At 33.1% G+C, this 23,922-nt stretch carries 14 protein-coding genes; all 14 read right to left on the bottom strand.

Annotated features, from left to right (window positions below; all coding sequences use genetic code 11):
* Window positions 1-65: 65 nt before the first annotated feature.
* The gene (gene aroC / locus ABJD27_RS04980; RefSeq protein WP_348167387.1) at window positions 66-1,130 is read right to left on the bottom strand and encodes a chorismate synthase; all 1,065 of its coding nucleotides are present in this window, start codon (window positions 1,128-1,130) and stop codon (window positions 66-68) included.
* A gap of 104 nt (window positions 1,131-1,234) precedes the next feature.
* Window positions 1,235-3,802 (bottom strand): DUF4157 domain-containing protein, encoded by a 2,568-nt coding sequence (locus ABJD27_RS04975; RefSeq protein WP_348167390.1) that lies wholly within the window; start codon window positions 3,800-3,802, stop codon window positions 1,235-1,237.
* A gap of 4 nt (window positions 3,803-3,806) precedes the next feature.
* The gene (locus tag ABJD27_RS04970; RefSeq protein ID WP_348167393.1) at window positions 3,807-4,328 is read right to left on the bottom strand and encodes a hypothetical protein; all 522 of its coding nucleotides are present in this window, start codon (window positions 4,326-4,328) and stop codon (window positions 3,807-3,809) included.
* Window positions 4,329-4,353: 25 nt separating this feature from the next.
* A complete protein-coding gene (locus ABJD27_RS04965; protein WP_348167396.1) occupies window positions 4,354-5,706 on the bottom strand; it encodes an ATP-binding protein in 1,353 nt (450 codons plus the stop codon).
* Window positions 5,696-6,619 carry a hypothetical protein gene (locus ABJD27_RS04960; protein ID WP_348167399.1) on the bottom strand — a complete coding sequence of 308 codons (924 nt, stop codon included), beginning with the start codon at window positions 6,617-6,619 and terminating at the stop codon, window positions 5,696-5,698. The genes ABJD27_RS04965 and ABJD27_RS04960 overlap by 11 nt, the downstream gene beginning before the upstream one ends.
* Window positions 6,620-6,844: 225 nt before the next feature.
* Window positions 6,845-7,681, bottom strand: a complete 837-nt coding sequence (locus ABJD27_RS04955) for a hypothetical protein (protein WP_348167402.1) — start codon at window positions 7,679-7,681, stop codon at window positions 6,845-6,847.
* A gap of 32 nt (window positions 7,682-7,713) precedes the next feature.
* On the bottom strand, window positions 7,714-9,768 hold the full coding sequence (locus ABJD27_RS04950; protein WP_348167405.1) for a hypothetical protein: 2,055 nt from the start codon (window positions 9,766-9,768) through the stop codon (window positions 7,714-7,716).
* A 134-nt stretch (window positions 9,769-9,902) separates the two neighbouring features.
* A complete protein-coding gene (locus ABJD27_RS04945; protein WP_348167408.1) occupies window positions 9,903-14,093 on the bottom strand; it encodes a contractile injection system tape measure protein in 4,191 nt (1,396 codons plus the stop codon).
* Window positions 14,090-16,849 (bottom strand): hypothetical protein, encoded by a 2,760-nt coding sequence (locus ABJD27_RS04940; protein ID WP_348167411.1) that lies wholly within the window; start codon window positions 16,847-16,849, stop codon window positions 14,090-14,092. Before ABJD27_RS04940 ends, ABJD27_RS04945 begins: the two co-directional genes overlap by 4 nt.
* Window positions 16,850-20,710 carry a hypothetical protein gene (locus ABJD27_RS04935; protein WP_348167414.1) on the bottom strand — a complete coding sequence of 1,287 codons (3,861 nt, stop codon included), beginning with the start codon at window positions 20,708-20,710 and terminating at the stop codon, window positions 16,850-16,852. It lies immediately after the preceding gene.
* 3 nt (window positions 20,711-20,713) lie between these two features.
* A complete protein-coding gene (locus ABJD27_RS04930) occupies window positions 20,714-21,145 on the bottom strand; it encodes a GPW/gp25 family protein (protein WP_348167417.1) in 432 nt (143 codons plus the stop codon).
* Complete coding sequence (locus tag ABJD27_RS04925) at window positions 21,138-21,437, bottom strand: PAAR domain-containing protein (RefSeq protein ID WP_348167420.1); 300 nt, start codon at window positions 21,435-21,437, stop codon at window positions 21,138-21,140. The genes ABJD27_RS04930 and ABJD27_RS04925 overlap by 8 nt, the downstream gene beginning before the upstream one ends.
* A gap of 10 nt (window positions 21,438-21,447) precedes the next feature.
* On the bottom strand, window positions 21,448-23,247 hold the full coding sequence (gene vgrG / locus ABJD27_RS04920) for a type VI secretion system tip protein VgrG (RefSeq protein WP_348167423.1): 1,800 nt from the start codon (window positions 23,245-23,247) through the stop codon (window positions 21,448-21,450).
* Window positions 23,244-23,897 carry a hypothetical protein gene (locus ABJD27_RS04915; RefSeq protein ID WP_348167426.1) on the bottom strand — a complete coding sequence of 218 codons (654 nt, stop codon included), beginning with the start codon at window positions 23,895-23,897 and terminating at the stop codon, window positions 23,244-23,246. Before ABJD27_RS04915 ends, vgrG begins: the two co-directional genes overlap by 4 nt.
* Window positions 23,898-23,922 lie beyond the last annotated feature (25 nt).

Below are 23,922 nucleotides of genomic sequence, written 5' to 3'. Positions count from 1 at the left end.
TGTTTAATTAAATATATACGTTGTTAGTATCCTTAAAAAGAAAATCCTTTCTAAGTATTCATACATTATAACTTGATTGATTTATCTCTCAACACAAAATCGGCAAGAACGAGTGCTGCCATCGCATCTACAATAGGTACGGCTCTTGGCACTACACAAGGGTCATGTCTTCCTTTTCCGTGCATCTCTACAATATTCCCTTGCGAGTCTATCGTTTCTTGTTTTTGCATAATGGTCGCCACAGGTTTAAAAGCTACTTTAAAGTAGATATCCATCCCATTACTTATGCCGCCTTGTACCCCACCACTTAGGTTTGTTTTGGTACTTCCATCGGCATTAAAGATGTCATTATGATCACTTCCTTTCATCTTTGCACCTTCAAAACCACTTCCGTATTCAAACCCTTTGACTGCATTTATAGACAACATCGCTTTTCCAAGCTCTGCGTGTAATTTATCAAATACAGGTTCTCCTAGCCCTACAGGTACATTTTGTATCACGCAGGTAATCACACCTCCTATGGTATTTCCTTCTTTACGGATTTCTTTTATTCTTTCTATAAACGCTTTCGCGAAAGCGTCATCAGGACATCTCACGTCATTACTATCAATCTTACTAAAGTCAAGCTCTTGATATGGAATATCCATCTCTAGTTCTCCCACCGAAGACGTATAGGAATGGATCGTAATATCTTTTAAAAATTGTTGTGCAATAGCTCCTGCAACTACTCTACTGGCTGTCTCTCTAGCCGAAGAGCGACCACCACCACGATAATCACGTGTGCCATACTTTTGATCATAGGTATAATCTGCATGACTAGGACGGTAGGTATCTTTAATGTGTGAATAGTCTTTTGACTTCTGATTGGTATTTACAATCTCAAAACCTATAGGGGTTCCTGTAGTTTGGCCTTCAAAAATTCCAGACAAAAAATCTACCGTGTCAGGTTCTTTACGTTGAGTAACAATCTTTGATTGTCCAGGTTTGCGACGTTCAAGCTCTTGTTGGATAGCTTCAAAATCTAGGGTTAAACCAGCTGGACAACCATCTATAATGCCTCCTATCGCTTTTCCGTGTGATTCTCCGAATGTAGTTAATTTAAAAAGTGTCCCGTAGGTATTTCCAGCCATAAATAAAGAATCGTGCGTTTCAAAACAAATGTAATTTTAATATCCGACACTTGAAAATAGATTGGAGGGGAAATAGAGTATAATAAACCTCTTGATTCTATTCTTTATTTTTCTTCATCCTTTTTCTTACTTTCTATCTTCCATAGATATTTAACATTTTCAGGCTTACCAGTTAATTCTTTTAATTTCTCATCTCCTCCAAATTCTTTATATCTCACTTCTAGTTCTTTCTCTACTGCATCTATAAATTCTTGGTCATCGGGCGTCCATTGCCATTTTATTTTTACATTTTTGAGTTTGCTACTTGCATCTTTTTCAGATTCAAATATTTGAACCCTTCCATTGTCAGGAAACCAAGGGTCTACTTCTTTTCTAAGTGGTTCTTTATCCTTTTGCTCTTCCAGTAATAATACGGAGCGATGTTTATTATACTCTTCTGAGGGGGGTGTAACCTTATACTCTTTATCAGGTTTTGGTTCATAACTTACCAACACTGGTTTTTTACCTTTATCTGCAAGATTCATATATGTAACTGCTGAGATATGGTCACAGGAACCGCCACCTGTTTTTTGTAACACAAAATTTCTCCATACAATTTCTGTTAGATTCTTTAGTTTTTTTGCTTTATCAAGTTGCTCTGCTCTTTCTTTTCCTCCATTCATAAAACCAACGTAATGGGGAACAGTTAGATAATCATAATCTTTCATTTCATTTTTTCTATACAAAGCATCTCCACCTAATCCATCTAAACCTCTATTTTCTTCAGTTTTGTTGTTTTTTGAGTTTTTTGTTATAAGTAATAAGTCTTCTAATTGTGATGCTAGATCAAAACTTTCTTTCGCCTTCTTTGAACTTGTTGTTTGATTCCCTGGGCCATCAGTCATCAAATCACGAACCTCATCAACAGTATCTTCTTCATCACTAAATTGTATCGGAGCATCACTTTGTAATTGTGCAACTTGTTGTATTGGTTTACTTAAAGCCAAGGTCATTGCATTAGGATATCTACTCTCATTTTCACTATGAAAAGATTGTGCTTCCGGACCATACATTCTAAAGAAGTAACGAGGGTCTAATGCTTCTGGGTCATGATCATCTGCTTCTTCTTTTTGCCTTACATAATTTTCCATGGTAATATAGTCTGCACCACTTCTAGCAATCACTGTCGCAAAGTGATACGGAGCAAAATTTTCAATAGGATTTCCCGTACGATAATCCATCATACTTTGCACACCATCATTTGTCATCCCCTTTCCTATTGAAAAAATGGCCATAGCATCTCCTGCATCTGGTGCAGCACTTTCATTGATTCCTAATTGATCTATGACTTCTTTGCTTCCAGGTTGCATTAAAAAATCTTCAGAATAATGTTGGGCAATTCTATCTGGCATATCAGGGTCAAGTCCACCTGCACTTTTATCATAACCAATAATCTTATCTCTAGATTCTATAGATAGACTTCTTGCCGTATCCATCATTATTTGTTCTTCACTAGGTTCTAAAATGTGTTCATCATCAGCAGAAGAATCTTCAGAAGCTTTTTTATCTTTGAGATATGCAGGTAAAAAGCTTGCAGTTCTAGCTAGTAAATCATGCCCTAGAGTTCCTAGAAGAGGGTCAATAGCATTTTCACCAGAGTTAAATTTTCCTTTAAACATATTCTGACTACCACCCAATTTTGTAATTGCACAAGCCGCTTCATTACAGTTTTCTGGGATTCTAATATTGGTTCCTGTAGCCTGATCTTCAGCGCCTTCATTTTTAATAGGAACAATAAGGTCTAATACATGTTCGAATCCATTTTCATCGCGCACTGTAATCTTAGCAGATCCCATATCAAATGATATAGGAGATTCTATAGATTCCATAGCTGCATTAGCCTGCGCAAGAATGTCTCCGTCTGCATAAAAGAATTTTGCTTGTCGAGCTCCTTTATCAGAATCTTCTATTGCCATTTTTCCTGAAACAGCTACACGTACTTTGCTTTTCTCTTTTGTTTCAAATTTGGCTTCTTTACCAGTATCATCTAAAAATGTTCTTCCTCCCCCGTCTTTATCTCTAGATACCTGTGACGTAAAACTTCCAGCAACCTCATCCTCAGGTACTATATATCGTTGTGTTGTTTTTTTAGAAATAGTAACGGTTTGCAACACAGATGTTCCTCCTTTTGATTGAAATTGCAATGCCTTTGCTCCCATCACATCGGCTTCTTTTTCTAATCCCACATCATCATTGATATTCACCTTGCTTTTTAATTGCATAGTGGGTTGTACTCTTCCTTGTTTTTGTTGTACGACATGCCACGCTTCATGGGCTAAGTGTTGTTCTTGTCCAGAACCAAGATGTATATCGGTGCCTTGTGCATAGGCATGTGCATTGAGTTGTGCTGGTTTATTAGAATTATAATGCACTTTTACATCATCCATCGCATACCCAGAAAGATTCTCAATACCGGACTTAAGTGTATCAGGAAGCCCAGTATTATTTTCCTTTTTTTGTATAGGTGCAGTCATGCTTTTATGCTCTAAAGCATCTATTGTCTTTTTCTGTATTGGGGTTGCAGATCTATTATCTTCTAGGAACATGCCATTATCCCCAGCATTTCTAGAAGTTATTTCTTGCTCTATTTCCTTGTTCCTTTTTTGTGGATGCATTTGTTCTTTATATTCCATGCACTCACTTTTTATCTATTTGAACTTGTACAGGTCCTTCTGCGGGTCCTTTTACACCTACATAATTTAGTACTGAACAATAATTATAGTTATGAGTAAGCCTTTTTAATCGTGCAAATTCTGGACTGTAATATGGAGGCCCTTCCATATGACCAGTGATAAGTTGGATCAAATATTTGTTGCGTAATATATGTTTTGTAAACATACTATACTGATTGTCTAAATAAACAACCTTCTCATCTTCCCAATTCATTTTTAAATATCGATATACTCGTATTTCTATTTGTTCAGAAAGTACCGTAAGTATGTGGTGTATACTATGCTTTTTAGAATGGATAACAAGACATATATGATGTTGAGTAATCAAGTATCCTTTAATCCTAACATCTTCATTATACACACAATAGTTGAGAGATACTGCTATTATAATCTTAACGTTATCCTCTGGTATATCTTCTATCCAAGATCCCAAATGCAACAGCAAATAATGTGTCTTATGTTTATGTATTTGCTTGTCTTTACTCATGTTTCGGGTGATTATATAATGATCATTACAGCCTTGCTATTGTTTTATTTTCTTTTTTAAATTCTCTTCTCAAGCCTGCTAGAAGTTCTTGTGAAGTAACTACAGTATCCTTCCTTTTTATAGCTGCTAAGGCACAAAATCGTAATATGTTTATAATCGCTCCTCCAGCAAGTTCGTAATCATCTGCTATTTTTCTAAGGTCTATTTCTGGATGTAATTTACACGTCCCAGAGAATGCTTGTTGCCATAGTATATAACGCTCTTCTGGACTAGGTATACTAAAACAAATCATCGATTGGAAACGTCTTGTAAAGGCATCGTCCATATTTGCTTTTAGATTGGAAGCCAGTATAACAACGCCTGGAAAATCTTCTATACGCTGTAATAAATAAGAAGTCTGCTGATTGGCATGTCTATCATTTGATGAGTTTGCTTCTGTACGTTTTCCAAACAAAGCATCTGCTTCATCAAAAAACAGAATCCAATCTTGGTATTGAGCAATATCAAATATCTTAGAGAGGTTTTTTTCTGTTTCCCCTATATATTTTGATACAATCATAGATAGGTCTACTCTATACACTTCTCTTCCAGATACTTTGCCTAATAAAGACACGGTTAATGTCTTTCCTGTCCCCGGAGGTCCATAAAATAAAGATCTGTATCCAGGTTTGATTTTCTTATACAATCCCCAATCATTCATCAATGTATCTCCATGTTCTAACCAAGCATTAATTTCTAATACTTGATCCATCACAACATCATTAAGAACTAAATCATCCCAGTCTAAATGAGTATGTAATTGCGTAGCTGGAAATGTACTACTATGTGCAATCTTAGGTTTTTCTCCAGTTATAAAATAATGCAACCACCGATCATCTAGGTTTAGTACACCATTATACGTAGGCATAAAAGATTCTGTTTTCTCAAGGGTTAGAACTTGTTCTTTATATAAAATAGAATCCCCTTGCAAAGCTTGCATTATTTTAATTCTCGCTTCTTTATCTGTTACCGTAGCAATAAATACTAATGTTTGTCCTGTAGGCAAGAATCCGCTATGATGTTTATCTATGATTCCTCCAAATTCTGTAAAGCCTCTATCATAGAGTTTATTTTTACCAAAAAATATGTCTAATACTTCTGGTCGTACATGAGGCACTAGCGATAAAGCAAGTGCTAGACGTTGATACATATTTAATTCCCAATCCCTAATCGTAATTGCGTATGGCGTATCTACTTCTGTATAATCGGGTACTGGAATCTCTCTCCAGTCCTTATAATTTACAGCTTGCTGTAAGTATATTCCTATCGCATGATGAATGACTGTTTGTAGCCAATCTATTTCTTGGTATAAGGTACTAAGAGGTGTATCAGTATCCATAAATAGTAAACATTTTTTCTACATCATCTAGGTTAGTATCCTCCCATTTAAAATAGGATAATGCTGTATTAGGATTAAGTTGATTTGCTTGTAACATATCCAGAACACATGCTTGCGCACTTGTAGATACAGCACTAGGAAAATGAACCGTATCGTGATAAAAATCATATTCAAAAAATGAAGAAGCCCAATCTACTTTCTGTGTATTCTCACGGATTAAATCACTTATAAATTCATCTAGTTTTCCTTGTTGAACAACTAGTTTCTTTGCTTTAAAAAACGAAGGTTTCTTCTTGGTTTCTTTATGATAATATTCTATTTCTCTTGCTTGAATGGTTTTTGCATTCACATCCCCAAACAAATCTACCAACCCAAAACTCTCTGACTCTGTCGCAATTTCTAACTCTGCTTTATCAGATCCAGCTACGGCAAGTGTCCACTCTGAAGCTACTGCACTTTCTGTCACTACATATAATTCCCTAAAAGAATAGATGGTTTGCGTAAGTTTAATAATGAGTTCTCTTTCTATCTCATTCCAGTTTATAATCTTAACAGATTCTGGATGTTGCCCACTAAAGAAGAAACTTCCTAAACTATCAAAAGCGAGCACTTGTTTACAAAATTTAAATTCCCCATCTATAATATTATTTCCTTGATCTCTCCCAGAATAGGGTTTTGTAACACCCTCACTAAAATTCCAACTCGCAGCATTTAACGTAATCCCACTTTGAATAATACAATCTTCTTTTCCAACAATCCCATTACGATATATGTTTCCTAAGATGATCATCTCCCCATTACGAATCTGGAAAAAATCTCCTGGATACATGTTTTGATTAATAGGTTTTGTTGGAATAAATCCAGAAGTTCTGTTATAAAAGGATCTATAAAATTTTTTAAATACACTACTCATATATTACATTTTAATTGAGATTACTTGGTACAACTATTATTAGAAAGATACTACACATTATAATGAGTATAGGACCTCTCAGGGGTATTGGATGTATATTATATACGCTTTCGCGAAAGCGTACACAGCAACACTTCCATTATTAAAAACTTGACCCTATAACATCCTTAATTAAAAACACAGGCCTACTTACCGTCTCCCGTTAAGTAGACCTATGTTATTTTCTTAAGAAGCAAGTGAGGCTGCATTTGCTGCTGCAAGTCCAGCTTCTAAAGAACTTAATTGCATTTTTGCTCTTTCTAGGTCTGCAGTAGCATTACTAAGTTGCTTTGTAATATCATTATTAGCATCTAGTGCACTTGCATATAATACTAATGAATCATCATACATCTTATCTATGAGTGTTTTAATATTTGTTTTAGGTAAGCCATCATCTTTACCATTTGGATCTTCTTGTGTCATAAACTCAAATAACTTCTCTGCCTGAAAGTTCTCTAAGATCACAATAGCTTCAGACTCAATAGTATTTGCCTGAGATGTAAATACAGCGTTTAAAGCTACTAGTGTTAATGCTACAGCGCTGTTTGCATTTGTTCCTGCAGTTGCGACCATGGTTACTAACTCATCAGACACAAGAGGGTTTATTGCTTTTTCTCTCACGACTAAGTTTGAAAGCTTATTAATCACCTCTGCCGAATAAATCAATTTATCGATAAGCTCTTTAGTATCTAAAGCGACATGCTTGATCTTTAAATTTGATTCTTTAATTTCTAATCCTACTATTTTCGAATTATTATTTAGCTCTGTTACCTGATCAACAACTGTATCTAGTAAATCTTTATTACTCAGTGCTTTTGTTTTATTACCATCTCTAGTTGCAAGCTCTGCTTTTATTGTTGAAGCTTTGCTTGTTAAGGATGTAACAACGGCTTGTATTTCTTCTACTTTATTTTGAGCTTCTAATACTTTTGATGTCATCGCATCTAGCTCTTTCTTCTTTGACTCAGTAACTCCACGTTTTTTTATAGAATCGAGTATATCTAATGTGTCTATCGTACTCATATGTATATTTTTTATAGATTAATATTTTTTGATTATCCATCATAGGTAAATGATGGTGTGTTTTTAAAATCAGACAATGCATTTGTAATTTGTTTATTGATATTTTCTACATCATTAGACATTGATAATATCACAGGGATGTATGAATACCCTTTTTGTAATCTGTTACCAAAATTGTCTGTCATTGCTTTTGTAACGACTAGTGAACCACTGAGTGATATGCCATTAGCTTTAACTTTAGCTGACGGGGCTTTTGCATCTTTTCCAGTACCAGAAGGCGGAGCTTCAAGTGATGCTAAAGCAGAAACAATTTCTTTTACCTCTTTATAACTACCTGCAGGAATCTTTTCTGCAATCATAAGGTTAAAACAAAACCCAGGAATTTCATAAGCCATGTGAGAATGATTTAAAGCTTTTGCTTTAATCTCAATCATCAATTTTTCTAGCTTTTTTAAATATTCGTCTATTTTACTTTGAGTAGTGTTTAATAATTTTGTCTTAGCATCTTTATCTTTTTTAGGTTTAGCAGGCACTTTACCATCATTAGTTGTCTTTCCATCTTCTATTTGCTTTTCAAGCGCTCGGATTTGTTCTATTAATCCTTCTTTCGTATTCTTTTCTTTTGTTAAAAGTTCTTCAAGTTCATGAATTTCTGCCGTGTATTCGTCTTCAGCTGCTTGTAAGGCTTTTTGTTCATTTTCTATAGATCTTAATTCTCCTACAGTTAGTAATCCTTTAGTAAGAGTTTTGTCATCAGGAAGAAAAATACATCTATATTCAATCTTAGTAGCTACATTCTTAGCCACATTAAAAGTGACTACTTGCTCATTAGTAACTGCGGTACTAGGTGGTGCATCTGTTGGAGTTTTCTTCTTTGGAGGACCTACACTAATGTGAGTTGCTGGAATCAAATGATCTGTAATAGCAAAAGAAGGTGAAGACGCTGTTAGGTAATTATCAAATGTATTTATAATCCTTTTATACTCTGTAGATAAATCAGCAAATACAAATACAACATACGTACTTCCTAATTCAAAAGGGTTTCCATTAACATCGTTTAATTCTTTACTTGTAATCGTTTTAGAATATGGCTCTGTTGTCCCTGTTGCCGATATTTTTTTATACTTCTTATCCTTATTATCTGGATCGTTATTAATGATACTCTCAGCATTTGATATTGAGAAATTCTTTTTTACTGCATCTTTTACTAATAATACGTAATACGTTTCTACAGGATATGGTTTTGTACCTACATTTGGTCCTTTAAAAGCACTCATAAACGGATTAAAAGAGACCGTATATTTGTAGTCTTTACTCACTATATCTTTTGCAACTACAACTTTTAAGTCTAGATTAAGTTCTTCATTATTTAAATGATACGCAGATTCTGAAGCATAATAAATCGAGTTTATATTTTCAAGAGTTCCTTCTGCTTCTTTTTCTGCTTTATTTGTTGTTGCCAATGTTTCATTTGCAGCAGTAACTGTTGCCGAAGCTGTATCAAGATCTGCTGTAGTAACACCTAATAAGTTCTTAACTCCTGTATCTGTAGCAGTTGCTTTATCTGCAAGAATTCCTGTAGCGACTTCGGCTATTGCACCAGAAGCTTCCATACTATATTGAGAAACGCTTTCTGCAAGATAAGCTGTATCATCCATAAGTTTTTTTGCTTCATTGCTCTGGTCGTAAATATCACCTCCAAAGTTTGCAGCTTGGACAATACTATAAATACTACCGGTATCACTAGCCAATTTTAAGATTGCGTTTGCAGCTACTTGTACATTTGCTGCTGCTACAGCCGTATTTGTGACCGTATTTGCCACTATTTCTTTTGCCTTAGTAGCAGATTGTAAGACATTTGTAGAGACATCACTATCAATAACAGCTTGCTCTGAGATGTTCTTATGAGATTCATATTCCTCACTCGCCTTATTTAATTTCTCAGCTGCTGTAATACGACTCCCTTCAGAGTAGTATAACGATAGCATAGAAGCATCAAATTGCCCCTTTAATTTTTTTAGTTCTATTTCTTGATTGTTCAATGAAGTAACAATTCCAGAATGTAGATTATCATTGTAAGAATTCATAGAAAATGATTTTAAATTATTAATTACTTTATACCTCAAAGAGGCTTTTATTGTATTATGCGATTACGTATCTATAGCTTAACTACTATCTATAGCAATACATGGTGTATACAGTTCTATCATCATTATTATTTTTAAAATGACCAGATGACATGCAATGGTTTTGTCATCCATGGTAATTTGATTATTGAAAATGAAAAAGGAGATTTAAGCATTAGTATATCATAGCTTCTTTTTTCTACTTGAAGTTCCCATCGATCTTCTTCTTCTCTTAAGATTCCGTCTCGTACCAACCAGTTTCCCCTAAAACCGTCTACAGAACATTGTCCTATTGCTGGCCAATACCCTATAGCAGCTTCAATAAGTCCATGTATTAAGTTCTTATGATCTTCTGAGATTTCTATTCCTTCCTTAATGGGTGTTGTGATAGGAATTCCACAAAGCACTTTATTTAATACGAGTAATGATTCTTCCGTTTGTGCTAGTCCGGTTATTAAATACTGTAAATAATGTACGGCATCTAGCTGATTCTCATCAGAGGTAAAAGAGTTGTTCTCTACAAGTCCTAACCTATCAAAAAGCATCGCTATATAGGTATTCATAATCACCATTCCTGCATTATGAACAGTAATTCCTGCGCTCAATGTAATAGATGGTTTCTGTGGTTCACTCATAATCTTAGGTGGTATTAAATGTGTTGACTCTTTAGGTTGCACTTGGATTTTTTTAGATTTCTGTATTTGATCGTATGTGATTTGAAGCGCAACTGGCAATCGTATCTTGAGATCGTCAAAAGCATTAAAAAAAGATGTTTTTGAAATGCTTCTTTTTGCACATATTTCCCATAGCAACTCGGTCCATATGACACTATCAGAAATCAATTCCCAATTGGACGTTTTCCAAGCAGTCAATAGTTTCTGAAACAGAATATTCCGAACCATCTTGCTAGACATTCCAATGATCTCAATGGTTCCTAATACCGCGTAGAAGTTTTTAAAAGCCTCAAAATGCTTTTGTTGTCTAGGATATAGCTGTTTTAATACCCCTAAAAATTCTGTGTATGATATCGCTTCATACAAACGCATAAATTGCATTTCGGTAATAGAATGTCTTCTTAAAACTGAAAGTAACTGCAAAGGATATTGGATCGCAATGTCTTTTAAGAATATCTTGGGGTTATGGTATTCTGTAGTATAAAACCAAGAAGGTATTTTATTATAATGTAGGACATACAATAACACTTCCTCTATTTTATCTATCGTGACACCATATGTAATGTCTTTTGACTTTTTATTTTCTTGTACTGAAACTGGAAGGGTTTTAAATGCAGCATTTTCTATAACCAATCTCTTTTTTAAAACTTCTGGAATTTTAATATGTTTTTCTATGCTGTATCTCATAAGGTGTTCAGTATTCATCCCATTTTCTTTAGATAGTAGGTCTAGTGTGTACACTGTGAGCTCTTTTAAAATGGTGGTATGTTGCTTCTTTCCTTTGAGGAGTTTAAATATTTGTTGCCAAAAATGATGTATACTTCCAGTAATAGATCGGCTGATCTTAATCTCATGCAGTAAACGATATAAAGAACATACTGCAACATAAAATTGAGATAATGCAGGTTCTTTTATATCGGTAGCGATAAGTGATACGAATTGTTCAAAATCAATAGCCTTTACAAATACATCTAGCTGTTGCTTTGTTATGGACGACTTATAAATTAACTGTCGGATGCGCTCTGGAGACTGTTCTAATCCTACTACTAATATTGTTTTAAATGCTACATTCTTTTTATCTATTTGTATAGACAGTTCTGAAGTAATAATACAACGTTCAATATAAGTATATACCCCCTCTTCTGATATTCTCAAAAGCTTATCATGATGTGCTATTGGGTATTTTTTTGTAGTGATACCAATATTAACCTTTGCAGATTTTAATGCTTCAAAACGATAGTATACGGCTTTCTTAAATAATGTTTTAAACAGTGCTTTATCCCCTCTATAGCTTTGATAATCTATGAGACAATTCCAGTATATATACCGTAGTATTTCTTTTACAGCACCTTCATCTTGCTTGTTACTATATGTTTTATACTCTAGTATATACTCTTTTATAAGATCTTGTAAAAGAGACGCAGTATTAGGTAATAAATAAGCTTGAACCTCTACAGACAATGATTGAAATACTTGTGTCTCTAATCTATTATTGATGAGTAATTCTTTAAGTAGTTTTGCAACATATGACTGTCTCGATGGTTCTTTTATCACGCTATCTAGTAAGGTGAGCGTATCTTCATCTTTTAATAGTGCATCTTGTTCTTTCTTTAGTAATTTCTGTAGAGATGCGTCTCCTATTCTTTGATAGAAAATGGATAAAATTTCTGAGATCGCTTTCGCGAAATTTAAAGAGTTCCCTATCCCTTCTTGCACTCTAAGTTGCGCTATAATACGAGTGACAAATTGTATAAACGTCCCATTTTTATGACGCAACATAATTTCTAAACCTAGTGTTACAATACAAGATTGTATAGTAATAAGGAGTTTCTGATTGGATGTTTTTTGTGAGATTGCTAATGCAATACTATCCTGAAAATCTTTTAGAAAAGAAGCCTCTTTTTGATGTTTTCTTTCTATAAACACTTGTGCTTTTTGTTCACCAATAAGTGCTGAGATGTATGGAATTATTTGTTCTTTATTTGGATATTCTAATAACATATCCCACACCTTTATAGCATCCTTTTCTATCCAATCTAGAAGCATCGTATGCAATTCATGAATAACTATCTGATCTAATGAGTTGTTTTGTAATACTTCTTGTAATCTATGTAATATGATACTGAATCGTTCTTTTGTAAAAACAACATCCTTACGAAGTACTGTATCCATATGAATCTCTTTCAGTACTTTATACATAGATACTGCATCTATCGTTTTATGTGTGTGTTTAATTTCTGTATGGATTAATTTTTCTAATACTTCTGTTTTTGAAAAATGATGTGTACGACTAAGTGTCGTGACCACATGGGTCATAAAACGATGATCATCATACGTTTTTGCATGATTTTTTAGTAAGAATTTAATCCCTATATCCCATAATCGTGTAGCAGGAAGTGCAAATGCTTGTTGTACTTCTAACGTTTTAAAAAAACGTATTTGTGAGACAAGACGAGTTCCTTTTTCTGGCGCAATGATATAGAACACTTTTTCTACTACAGAAGGTCTCAGGTCAGAAAAAATCTGAATCCATGCATTTGATTTTATCGCAGATGAAAAAAGAAATTTTTTAAGTCTTGAGGGATCAGTTTTGACAAAATATAGAATAAGGTCGTTTAATTTATTTTTGGCCGTAGTTACTTTTCGCGAAAGCGGATTTAAAAACATATTCTCTAAAAGCTCCCAGTGTTGCTCTTTTTGCTTAAGTGTTACGGGTGCTGTGACATCTTCATTTTGTTCTTTTGATAAAGCAATAAGGATGAGTATAAAATCATTTTTTATAGAAGTGTTTTTATGAATTCTATATACAGCTTCTTCTATAAGTTCAAATAGTGTATAATACGCTATATTAAAATGATTTGCCATTTGTCTAATATTACTTTTTACAAATGTCATTTTATTAAAGATGGTGCCTCGCTCAACAAAGAGGTAATTAAGAATCCAAAACCATAGATTTTTTTTAAAATCATGTAAGCTCGTCTTTACAATAGACTCTTTCTTTTGAATATTGACGATCTCCTCAGAAAAGAGAAAAATTTGATGATGGTTACTCGGTTCTAAATTTTTAATTATCTTTTTTATCACAGCATCTTTAAGCTGCCATGCAATTCTTCTCCTCACATATTGATGTACTCCAACAGATAAGATCATCTTCATTAATACAGCACTATTATGAAGAATCTGGTTATCAAATATGGCATGTATATTTCCATCAGTCTTACTATAATTCCAAGGCATAATTCCTTGTAGTAAAAAACACTTGAGAGATTCTATATAGGATATATCTTCTTGTATTATTTCCAATCCTTGCCCGTGTGCATACGGGTACATAATAATATCTTGTAATTTCTTGAAGAGCTGTTCTTTTAATTTTAAAGTAAGTTCTTCTTGAAAATTTGCATACTCTATAATACCTAAGTCTACTTCTAATGCATTAATTTTTAGTGTCTGTCCTTCTGGACAAATGGTATTAAATATAGGATTGAGTTCTCTTGATAAATGATAACGACTCCAATGACTTATCATATCTTGTAACTGGACACCATGTTCTTTTGAATCAAAAGAGGTATTCCAATTACAATGTGCAATGATATGTTGTCTGTTATCTATCATCTCGAAGTGATTAGTTTTATAATGATTGTTGCAAATTCTTTGATACTTTCTGTTAGTGGTGGAGTTGTTGTTTTACTCGGGTCGGTTTTTTTATTATCTCCCGTATCATAAATGAGGCTATTATGCCATGCCACATAGAGAGGGATGATTTTTGCAATTTCTGATAGTTGTAAAAACTTCTTTTTTGGTGTTACCTGAATAGGTAATTCGTTTTCTAAGAAATAATCTAACTTTTCTTCAAAATGAGATTCCTTCTCTTTATCATTATCTTCATTCGTACTATTTTCAGTACCTAAAATGAATTTTGGAAATAGTAATACAACAGTATCATTAAACAATGGATCATATAACGATATTGATGTATCTTCTTCTTTATCATTATCTATAGGGAATACCACTGCCCAAGCATATGGAGTATCCTTTACAGCTTGAAAAGAATCTGAGTTGATTGTTGTTTTTGTAGATTCACTAAACTTCAGAGTTTCTTTTATTACCTGTATGATTTCATTTTTTATAGTATTGAGATCTTGACCTTTTACATGTTTTAAAATTTGATCGAGTTTTAGAATTTGCTTATAATCCAATTTTCTATCTAGCGTAACAAAAACTGCTTCATTGTCAGAACGTGTTTCTCTAATCACAAAATCATATTTAAGAGATTGTTTTAACAAATCCGTTTCAATAAAAAAGAGTCCTTTTCTATTATCAAGCAACCATAAGGCAATTCCTTTATCATCTTTACTATTTTTTTCTTGTATCAAGAAATTATGATAATAACTATCAATGGCAAAGAGTAGATTGAGTTTTAATACTGCTGTTGCATGGTTTTGAAAATCTACAGGTTGTATAAATTGTTCTTTATCAACAGCTTCTGTGTTAAATATAAAATCGCTTTGATTACCTTCTAATAACTTTTCTATATATGAGTCTGTAACTGGTTTTATGGTATCATATAGTTTTGAAGCACCTAAATAATCATAAGCTTTTGTTCTATAATAAGACAATGACTGATAATTTTGGAGGAGTAAACTTTTGATTATAACTTGAGTTTTTAAAGGCATTGCTGAATATGCATGAATACTAATGATCCTATCTATAATAAATGGAGATTCTCCATGTCTAGCCAGAAGATGATCTAGAATCTTATTACGTCTATCTAAATTTACTTGCTCATCTTCTATAAATACCATGAGCCCATGTATATAAGCGTTATAGGGATCTTGCATATAAGCCAGCCAACTATCGTTCTCTAAAATTTTTGCTGGTTTATTACCAAAACTGTACTTATATGTATCATTATTTTTTAATAAAGGACGTATGTATGGAACAGAGTTATAAAGTGATTGATAAAAGTATGTAGCAGAAAAGCTCTTAAATGATGCTGGGTATTTAGGATTTTCAAGATCAAACTCATTTCTTGTTTCATTAAAATGCTTTTCTTCTGTAGGAGCTCCTGTCATAGGATTTTTAAAAGAGAATAATGTTCCTAGATTAGCAAGTTGTGCAAATTGATTACTCAACACTTGATCAAATAGTGTTAAATATCCTTTTAACTGTCGAGATTGTGCTATTTGAAAATTTGTTGCATTTGCTTCTAAAGCATCAATTCCTACTGCATATATTTCAGGAAATGTATTCTGAATAGAGTAGTAATTACTTATGTCTCTATATTTTCCTTTTGGATATTCCGAATTCATTTGTATAGAAGCAACTCTTTCTATTTGAGAAGAAGGAAGTTTTAAAGTAGCAATCTCATTAATAAAATCTTGATTAATTGTTTTGTTTAATGCTCTTCCTTTCCTCACAATTGTAAAGGATTTAGTCACTTCTATAGATTCTATAAAGTTTAATGTCAAGACTTCATTTGGTTTTGATGAAATGCAATAAGGGTCTTGAGTAGTATTTTTTATATGTTGAGAAGGAGTAAAGCGTACACCTGTAATAGAAATAACTCCTTTTATACTGCGTATTTCTTTTTGAATTTCATAAGCTTCAATAACATTTTTTTTAAAACCTATTGTTGAATTATCAACCCAACCATTCTTGAGTTTTGGTCCATTAAATATATTATTTATAGAAACCCCTTCTTCTTGTAATGTATCATATCCCGTTTGAACAATTTCTGGAAAAATAAAGTTATTTATACTATAATTTATCTCAGTCAGAATTGAATTCATATTGTATCCCTGCGCTATCTCTAAAGTTCCAGATACTAAAAAATCTATAGGATTGAGAGGCAAAGGATTCAAAAAATATTCTCCTAGATTACGTACTTTATTTACTACAAAAAAAACTTCTTGACATATAGCATCTATTTTTTTTGGGTCCGTAATCTTAGCATCAATTAAAAGATATATTTGATACTGTCGTTGTATGGCTCCAGTTATGTTCTCAAATATATCTATATAACAGTTTTTAACATGAGCTACCCTATCTACAATATATTTTACATAATCTGTTGTTGTAATAGGTGATGTTGTCAAGATGTCTTCTGGAGAGAAAAACTGATTTTCTGTTTCTAATACCCCATCGCTATTTGTCAAAATATCTTTGATAGGAAAGTTTGCACAATACCCTAGTTCTGTAAATGCATAACACAATTGATTCAAAATTGTAATTCCAGGATCACTAGGGTTCAAGTTTGTCCATTGATTACCGCTATGCTTCTGAATGTAAGCCATACCCTCTTCCTTTAGAGCTTTGTAATCAAGCTCTAAAGGAAGTTTAGAATCTTCTATGTGATGTAGATCTTCCATTTATGAATATGTGATTCTTTTACTGTCTAATGAGGGCACAAATAATTGATTATCATTAGAAAGGGTTAATTGTTTTTCGGCATTTGAGTAGATGGTTTTCTTAGGATCAGATATATCTAAACTCTTTTGTATTTCTACATTTTCAACATTTAAAACACCTTTTTGGCTTTTTATGAAAGAAGCAATTTGAGCGGTATCTAAATAACTACTTATTGATATTTGTTCTTGATTACTTTGAATCCAAGGGGCTAGAAAAATATTAATCATTGTATTGATTTTTCGCCCTATTCCTAAAGGTTCATTTCCTTTCTCTACAGAGACATCAGCAAGTACTCTTATATAAACAATTTCAAAATTGCGCACTTTTTTCTTTGTAAAAACAGAAGTTTTGTTTTTTAAATATTCTTGAATTTCTAATCGTTTACAAGAAGTCACATAAGGTCTAAATGCATGTGCATTCATCCAATTTGCAACTTTATTAATAACATATATTTCTACACATGCATTCTTTTTAGAATACACAGGCTTTACATAATAAATCGATGTGAAGTTTTGTTGAATTGCTCTAAAATAATCGGTAGAAGTAACCAATCTATCCTTCGTTTTAATCCTCTTACTAATACGGCGATCCATCTGAGTATTTGTTTCTGAAGCAACACCTCCAAAAGAAGAAAAAGGTTGAGCAATTGCTGCAATTGCTGGGATTCCATTAAGAGTAGTTAGAATTGTATCTGGCTGAATAAAAGGCTTCGTATCTAGCGCACTAAATTCTTGATCTACTCTTTGTAATTTTATCCCATTTGTTTTTAAGAATACAGTTTCTGGAAATGCATCTAAATTACCTTTTACTCCTATAGACAAATAATAAAGAACTCCTAAACCTGGCATGGTATGCGTATCATTAGATATATCGTCCTGAATATTAAATGTGATAATTCCTGAACAACTAAAACCATTGGTTTCATCTGATAAAACATCTAAAGGTTTCCATCCACTTGTAGATAAATACTTGTATTCTATCTCTACAGTAGCTACTTGTTCTGTAGTATTTGTGTTTGCCAATTCAAAGAAAAAACTAACTTCTGCTGGTGTAATTATATCTGTAAGTGTTATAAGTAATTGCCCATCATAAGGTAGGTATTGAAACATAGGGAGTGCCTTCTCATCTGGATGTTCCTGGCCTATATACCCATCTTCAGTATCATATACTTTAAAATTACAAAATGGCGAATAGTAAAAACATTCTAAAGGATACTCATTTTTTTCAGTACTAAAAGAATACGAAACAGAAGAAGTATAATTACCTATAAATAAGCTAGCTGTTGGAGAATATGGCTCATTAGGAACGTTTTCTAACGTAGCATTTTCTGGGTCATTTATATACTTTATAATTTGTTGTGCATTATATAGTGCAATGGCACTCACAACTTTCGGATATAATGACATACCAAAACCATAAGATGGTGCTGTTAATTGCATTCTTAAAAAACCAGAAGTACTGCTATCAGAATATGGTATTGTTTCTAATTGTGCTATTGGATTCTTTTCATTTTGAAAATCAGCTATTGAAGAAGATGTATATGAACTATATGTTTTTAAACTAGTATCAGTTTTAGGGCTCTCATCAGTATCTTCAATAACGGTTTTGCTTGCTTTATTTTGAAATAGAGATAACGGTTCTGCCACTATAGTAACTTCACTATTTTCATCTGAGTCTAAGGTTTGTTCTTGTGGTTTACTTATATCTACAGACGATGCATTCACTATAATAGGTACCCACTCTCCATATTGTAGCAATTGAAAATCAATATGAAAACACGTATTATTGAAGATTTTTGGTACCGAATTATCATCGGAGTTATCATCGGGATTATTTTTTACAAGAGAACGCATTTTCTCCAAGAAAGTTCCTATAACTTTAAATGAAGAAGTATCAGAAACATCTGAAGTATCTGGAGGTTTTTGAGAACAATCCTTTTGTATATCAGAATAACATTGATATAAGAACTTATTATAGGCATTATAATAAGTTGAAAATTCATCTAAAGGTGTATCTGGTGGTAGAGGAGGTAAATTATCCCAATTGAGTTGAATATCTAATGTATCAACTTTTTTAGTAAATACCTCATTGCTTCCTATTATAAAACTCTGATCTTTTGCTGGTGATAATCCTAAGGGTTGAAAAGGTTTTTTAGTCTCTAATACTCCAAAATCATTATACAATTGAAAATTACGTACTCCTTTTACATCTACATCAATATCTAAAGAATCAATCTCTGGCGGCTTTTGCCCTGTCTCCAATTTTGGAAATGATATCCTAAACATAGGCCAAACACTTTCTATACCATCAGGATTTTCTAAAAAGGCTTCTATAGAAGGATCTTCTTCTTTTAATTCTATTAAAACCGTAACTTTTCTACCATCTATAGTAATCAAATTCTCTTCTTTAGAAGGAGTTTCTTCACCTACAATAATTGGATCATTTGGTTTAGTCAGTATTTCTAGCCAATCAGTTTGCGTACTCAGATAAAAGGCTGCATCGGTAAACATCTTTGTTTCCTTAACTTCATTTTTTAGTGTAAAAACAATCGTTATCGTACGCTTCCCTTCTCTCAAGAACAACATAGGAGATGCAAAACAAAACCCTATAGAGACTTTTTGATCAGGAGAAGGAATTGATGTGCCAAAAGTTTTCCAACTCTCTATTACACCTTCTTCATCCTTTTTTACAACATCGACTTCTGATTGTTTTGCTAGGTATAAATCACTAAATTTCTTATCAAGGGTATCTTCTATTTTATATAATGTATAAATAACCTGTACCGTTGCTGGGTTTAAAGACACTTGCTTTTCAGATCCAAATAAAATAGGACTGGTATCTTCATAAGTTCCTGCGATAAACAATGTATTCTTAGGCAAATCATATTCTTTATCTATCTCTACTAAATCTGCACATATATACACACTGTCTGCTTTTGCATGTTCTTGATTCTGTTTTAAAATGTCTTTATAATAAAACTGAAGATGTTTACTTGATAATGTGTTTAACTGATTTTCATATATCTGTAATAGATTGGTAAATGTGCGTAGTAATAGCGTATCTGGAAATTTTCCTTTTATTTTTTTTACATTCTTATACTCAACATTAGAATATTCTATGATACTGTTAAAAAAAGAAAATAACATATCACCAGCACTTTTTACAGCTATATAATAATCATAAACTGTATTTTCATTCAAAAGAGGATTAAGTCCTAATACATCCCAGAAAGGTCTAGTATCATTTGTTTCTTTCCATATTTTTTTATCAAAAGATTCAAAGGAATACCAGTTTACATCATCTATCTGTTTATGTATTTGAGATAAATACGCTCTTAATGATAAGATGGCCCATAATAATTCACCATACACTTTTTTAATTTCTGTAATCACGTAGTTTTTAAGAACATACACTTCATCAGATTTATATAAAAAATAAGTCCACCTTTCTATGATATGAAACACTTCTATTAATTGATCAAATAATATATTTATGATTTCTAAAGTAGTAAACGTAGTATCTTTAGTATCTGATGGAGGATATTTACGACGTACTCGAATACAGCTTTTAACATACATTGTATGTATTTTTTGAAAAGGTGTTTTAGAGATAGACGCCATTAAAAAGACTGGATCTTTCAACAAAAAAGGAGACCAGTTTCCATTAATTTTATTTTTATTGTCATAAAAATTAATAAGAGAAGCAAAATTTGTCAAGAAGCTTAAACGGTCACTTTCTGAACGGCTTTCAATCAAATAAGGGCTTGGCACTAAAGCTTTATTTAGTGATACAATTGCGCTATTTTGATCTATTAAATTCATAAGTTATCTTCCTAGATTTGTTCCTTCTTTTATATAAAAAGGATATACATAATTATGTCTTGTATTTGTTTGGTTATACTCATAATCAATTTTAATTTCTATAAGTCCTCTTTCCATATCTGTAAAGAAGACATCCACATTTAATATTGTAATTCTGGGTTCATTATCTAAAAGCGCAGATTCTACTGTATTTTTTATTTTTCCTTTTAAGGTTTCATCCATCGCTTTAAAGAAGAATCGTTGTAAACCTGATCCAAACTCTGGTACTAGAGGGCGCTCTCCAAATTTTGTTTGTAAAATAACATCAATAGAGTCTGTTATATTTTTTTCATACCGAGTAAGAATCAACTTATGATCCCCTATAGAGAATGTTACAGGAAAAGACCAACCAGAGCCTAAAAATTCCTTTTTACGATTTGTTAATTGATCACCCACCTATCATGACATTAAAAGCTCCCAAAACTATTTGCCCACCATGTGCTGTGGTATCTCCCATTCTAGCAGCTGGCTTCCCTCCTATCATAACAGTACTTGACCCTTTTATAATACTATCTGGAGGACCAACACAAACTAGCATATCACCTAGTCTAGCTGCTGGTAATCCAACTATCAAAACATTAGGTTGACCTGGCCCTATAATGGGTCCTCCTACATGAGGAATAGGCACAGGAGCTGGGGTTTGCATTGGACATTGATGAAAATCTGTTAATCTAGCTGCTGGTGGCATATCTTTCTTTTTAATTTATCATAACCATGGCACCTTTAATAGTTGTATTTAAACCCCCATTAATTTGCGCCGAGGCACTTGCTTTTGCTGCAAGCTGTGCTTTTGCAGTAAGCTTTATATTTGTTCCTTTTATATCTACATCTCCAGGTGAAGATTCTATATTTACTCCTTGTTTCCCTTTTATAGTCACTTTTTGATTTGCTTCAATATTGATGTTTTTTGGACTCTTTATATCAATCCCAGAAGAAGACATAATGATGCTATTATTATTCTGATCCTTTATCGTAATCTTCTTGTCTTTATCACTTAGAATAAATGTATTTTTCTTGGGAGTTTCAATCGTAAAAACCTTGTTCTCATCATCAAACTCTATAAATATTTTTGAATTTGAAACAATTGCCTTCTTACTGTTTTTGTTGTTTGGAGTTAATCCAGTAAAAGGTTTATGGGTTGCTCCACTATAAACGCTTCCTAGTATTACCGGAAATCGTGGATCTTCATTTAAAAAACCAACAATAACCTCATCTCCTATCTCTGGAAGAAAGAAAACACCTGCTCCATTAGTAGAATAAAAATTTGTTAATCGCGCCCATATACCCTCTCTTTTTTTGTCAAATAGCGGAATATCAATTAGAATGCGATATTGTTTGTCTGGATCATCGTCTATCTTCTTGACAACACCATTAAACAACCCTTGAACTCCAGGAAGTAATCCTGAAGCAGGTGGAGCCATCACATCTGGTTCTTCTGTAAACCAAATATTAGAAAACCCTACAGAAACTTCTGTAATCCAATTACCGTCACTAATTTCATGGTGTACCCCCGACACAAGATGATCACCATTAAAACGCTCTCCTAAACCATCAAGAGTAATATAAGTTCCAGGTTCTATAACTTCAGTCCCTTGAAGCTTCATCTCTCCTTGTATTTTTGAATAGTTACTCTTTACCAGTTGGGCTTTTGACCAATCTGTTAGTTCAGTAGATGTCAAAGGAGCTGTACTTTGTAAATCGTACTTAGATAATCCTACAACTTCAGATAGTTTTTTTGAAGATAAATTCCCAGGCCCTTTATAACTATTACTAGTTTGTCCTGTATTTACTTTTTGTGTTTCATAGTTCCAACTACTTGCAGTTACATTATTTAATTGAGTAATTGAATTAAGCTCTGCATTAAACTCCATAAGATTCTCTCCATAGGTTACTTCCAATACCGACTTTGTATTTGCAGATGGCGAAAACACAGCCACTTCTCCATTAAGAGTAGTTACTACCATTCCATTTGCTTCTGCCCTCGCTAGAATAAAATCCCAATCTGTTGCATAATATTGGATCTGTTCTGGCCATACAGTTGGTGTAGCTGTAACTTTAGAGGATAATCCTGAGTACTCTTTTACAATTGTACTTATGATGTCACTATCTTTCTTTTTTATGTATGCGACACTCTTTCTCCCTACAATCATTTTAATAGCCTCATCTCTACACTCTACTTCAAGAACAGGCCCCTTCTCTTCATCAATACGAATACTTTGTTTTGTAACAATACCTTTAAAGACTGGGTAGTTTACAGAATTATATCCCGTTTCAACACTTACCTTAGTCCCAGGAACAAAATTATCTGAAGAGCTTGCTGGAAATTTCCCATTACTTGCATCACCATCTATAATAATAAATGTTGCTGTTGCTACTTTATTAAGCTTCTTCTCAACAAGTATACTTTTTACTATGACCGTATCGGGAAGTGTATTTCCTCCTACTTTAAGATCATAGGTGACTAAGCCTCCATTCTCTGTACACGATGAATCACTCATGATGGTTTTATTATTGGTGGAAAAACTAATTCTTGACCGCCTTTAAGGTGTCTAAATTTATTAAGGTCATTATACGCTGCAACTTGTACATAGTAGTAGGGAGTATTCCATACTTTATTTGATAATTGCGGTAAGCTCTCTCCTTCTACAACTTCTATAAGATGTGTTATATCTGGAGAAGTTTTCTTTTCTTTCTTTTTCCTTTTCTCAGGACATACATATTCCCCAAAACTTAAAGAGACTTTTGCTCTTAAAGGGTCTCCATTAGGTCTAAACAGCGTATACTCTGTATTGAAAGTTTTAAGAACACTATCAAATATTTGACCAGCACCCCACTGTACGCGTACATAATTAGGTCTATGAATCTCCCCGTTATACGTATATACAATAGTCTCTAAGTCCTGTATCTCCTTAGACATATCTACCCTATTAGAATCTACAACTCCAGTACAATCTATGATAATATCAAAATTGAGATTTACACTAGGACTGCTCTTATATTTTTGAGAAGAAGTACTAGAATCTAAAGGTTGTTGCTCTGTATATGTAATCTTACGATCCCATTTAATCGAATTAGGATTGATCATAACACTATATGCAGACACACCAGGCATTGGTGTTTTAAAATTCCCATCTAGGAATGCGGTCATTGTTAAGAAATTTAAACTCATGCTA

This window comes from Dokdonia sp. (assembly GCF_039945015.1).
In the GTDB taxonomy this organism is placed as follows: Bacteria; Bacteroidota; Bacteroidia; order Flavobacteriales; family Flavobacteriaceae; genus Dokdonia.
Note: the sequence above shows the minus strand (reverse complement) of the source record. Positions and strands in the feature narration are given on the sequence as shown.

Coding starts and splice junctions, on each gene's coding strand:
- aroC (WP_348167387.1), bottom strand. CDS start 1,130: ATGGCTGGAAATACCTACGGGACACTTTTTAAATTAACTACATTCGGA.
- ABJD27_RS04975 (WP_348167390.1), bottom strand. CDS start 3,802: ATGGAATATAAAGAACAAATGCATCCACAAAAAAGGAACAAGGAAATA.
- ABJD27_RS04970 (WP_348167393.1), bottom strand. CDS start 4,328: ATGAGTAAAGACAAGCAAATACATAAACATAAGACACATTATTTGCTG.
- ABJD27_RS04965 (WP_348167396.1), bottom strand. CDS start 5,706: ATGGATACTGATACACCTCTTAGTACCTTATACCAAGAAATAGATTGG.
- ABJD27_RS04960 (WP_348167399.1), bottom strand. CDS start 6,619: ATGAGTAGTGTATTTAAAAAATTTTATAGATCCTTTTATAACAGAACT.
- ABJD27_RS04955 (WP_348167402.1), bottom strand. CDS start 7,681: ATGAGTACGATAGACACATTAGATATACTCGATTCTATAAAAAAACGT.
- ABJD27_RS04950 (WP_348167405.1), bottom strand. CDS start 9,768: ATGAATTCTTACAATGATAATCTACATTCTGGAATTGTTACTTCATTG.
- ABJD27_RS04945 (WP_348167408.1), bottom strand. CDS start 14,093: ATGATAGATAACAGACAACATATCATTGCACATTGTAATTGGAATACC.
- ABJD27_RS04940 (WP_348167411.1), bottom strand. CDS start 16,849: ATGGAAGATCTACATCACATAGAAGATTCTAAACTTCCTTTAGAGCTT.
- ABJD27_RS04935 (WP_348167414.1), bottom strand. CDS start 20,710: ATGAATTTAATAGATCAAAATAGCGCAATTGTATCACTAAATAAAGCT.
- ABJD27_RS04925 (WP_348167420.1), bottom strand. CDS start 21,437: ATGCCACCAGCAGCTAGATTAACAGATTTTCATCAATGTCCAATGCAA.
- vgrG (WP_348167423.1), bottom strand. CDS start 23,247: ATGAGTGATTCATCGTGTACAGAGAATGGAGGCTTAGTCACCTATGAT.
- ABJD27_RS04915 (WP_348167426.1), bottom strand. CDS start 23,897: ATGACCGCATTCCTAGATGGGAATTTTAAAACACCAATGCCTGGTGTG.